The sequence below is a fragment of the Streptomyces sp. 6N223 genome (genome assembly GCF_052246635.1).
GTDB lineage: Bacteria > Actinomycetota > Actinomycetes > Streptomycetales > Streptomycetaceae > Streptomyces.
This window is the reverse complement of record NZ_JBQQCA010000134.1, coordinates 1-2,019: the sequence shown is the minus strand read 5'-3', so window position 1 is coordinate 2,019 and position 2,019 is coordinate 1. Positions and strand designations below refer to the sequence as shown.

At 64.9% G+C, this 2,019-nt stretch carries 2 protein-coding genes; both read left to right on the top strand.

Features of this window, described 5'->3' with window-relative positions:
- Window positions 1-63: 63 nt before the first annotated feature.
- Window positions 64-666 carry an IS607 family transposase gene (locus ACTWQH_RS32645; RefSeq protein ID WP_443290435.1) on the top strand — a complete coding sequence of 201 codons (603 nt, stop codon included), beginning with the start codon at window positions 64-66 and terminating at the stop codon, window positions 664-666.
- The coding region (locus tag ACTWQH_RS32640) for a zinc ribbon domain-containing protein (RefSeq protein ID WP_443290434.1) at window positions 663-2,019 on the top strand (1,357 nt) is incomplete at its 3' end. The genes ACTWQH_RS32645 and ACTWQH_RS32640, both read left to right, overlap by 4 nt.

The following is a 2,019-nucleotide window of genomic DNA, read 5'->3' as shown; positions in this document are numbered from 1 at the left end:
GGAGGAGAGGTCTAGTGGCTGATTCTTGCCTACTGCTGCCCAGAGTTATCTACGGTGATCAGCATGTACCGGATCGGCGAGTTCGCAGAACGAATCGGCCGTTCCCCTTCCACCGTGCGGCGGTGGGAGCGGGAGGGCCGCATCGTGGCACGCCGGAACGCGTCCGGGCAGCGGTACTTCACCGATGCCGATGTGCGGAAGGTGTTGCAGCCCGGCTTCGAGGAGTCGGCCCGTAAAACCGTGGTGTACTGCCGGGTCTCCTCGCCTGGACAGAAGGATGATCTTGCCTCGCAGGTCACGGCGATGGAGGAGTTCTGCCGGGGCCGCGGTCTGCCCGTGGATGACTGGGTCCGCGAGATCGGCGGCGGCATGAACCTCAAGCGGAAGAAGTTCCTCGCGCTGATGGAGTCGATCGAGCGGGGTGAGATCGGCACGCTCGTCATAGCGCACAAGGACCGGCTCGCCCGCTTCGGGTTCGAGTATCTGGAGTACGTGGCCGACAAGAACGGCTGCACGATCCTGGTCGCGAACCAGGAATCGCTCTCTCCGCAGGAAGAGATGGTCCAGGACCTGCTCGCGATCGTGCACACCGTCTCGTGTCGCCTGTACGGGCTACGGAAGTATGAGAAGACCCTCAAAGGCGAACTCGTCGGCGGTGGCCGGTGAAGGTCACTCGTATCGCCTACTCGACGAACCTCAACGCTGGAAAGTACGCCCAGCTCGCAGAGCAGGCCATCAGGCTCGGCGCGGTGCGTTCCCGTGTGTGGCGTGACTATGGCTCCATCGCGGGAGTGGGCGTCAAGGACCGCGCCGTCCGTGACCAGTGGATGCGCGATGGGACCGCGGCCGGGTTCGGTGTGCTGGCGAACGCGTGGAAAGAGACCGTCCGGGACGCGGTCGCCGACATCACCGCGAACCGCGAGGCAGCGAAGGTCAAGGTCCGCCGGGCGATAGCGCGTACAGAGGTGGCCGAAGCCGAGAAGAAGCGCCTGTTCACCGACCTCAGGCGCGACCAGTGGAACGACGACCCGTACCTGTGCCGCATGATGCGCAAGCACTGGCGCCGCGGGCGGAACAAGACCAGGAATCAGATCGTCGTGCGCTCCGACCAGTACCGCACTTTCACCCTCACCGATGGCGGCAACGTCTGGCTTGCGGTACCCGGCCTGGAGCGCCGGCAACTGGTCAGGATCCCGCTGAACACCACCGTCGCCCCGTCGGGAACGCTCCGGCTGATCCTCCGTGGTGACCGGGTCGAGGTGCACTATCCCATCGACGCCGCCGACATGAAGTCGTCCAAGCGGCCGTGCGGGGTCCGGGAGATCGGCGTGGACAAGGGCTACACCGAGGTCCTGACCGACTCCGACGGACAGCACCACGGAACCCAACTTGGGGAGCTCCTGTCATCTGAGTCCGACCACCGCAAGGCCAAGGGCCAGCGGCGAGCCAAGCTCCGCACACTCGCACAGAAGGCAGAACAGCGCGGCGATCTGGGCAAGGCTCAGCGAATCCGGGACAACAACCTCGGTACCCTCAAGCGCGACCGCCGTTCGAACGCCTGGCAGGCGCGCGTCCGTGACCTGACCTTCAAGTCCGTCCACACGGTCGTCGACAAGGCCAGCGTCATCGTGGCCGAAGACCTCACCAAGACGTTCACCGGCCGCAAGAAGCTGGGGAAGAACACCAACCGGCGCCTGGCTGCCTGGACCAAGGGCATCACCGCGGAGGCGCTGGAGACTGTATCGGGCCGCAGAGGTTCTGCGGTGCGGCTGGTCAACGCTGCCTACACCTCGCAAGTTGTCCCCTTTACGGACACCCTCGGTGTCCGTAAAGGGGACCGGCTTCATTGCACTCAGTGCGGGGCGGTGTGGCAAGCAGACCATGCCGGAGCGATCAACATCCTGGAGCGAGACGGGGACCCCGATATCTCCCTGTTCACCCAGCACACACGGGTGAAGCAGATCCTCCAGGAACGCACCGATCGCCAACGGTCCGGACTGCCCTTGGACCAGGACTCCA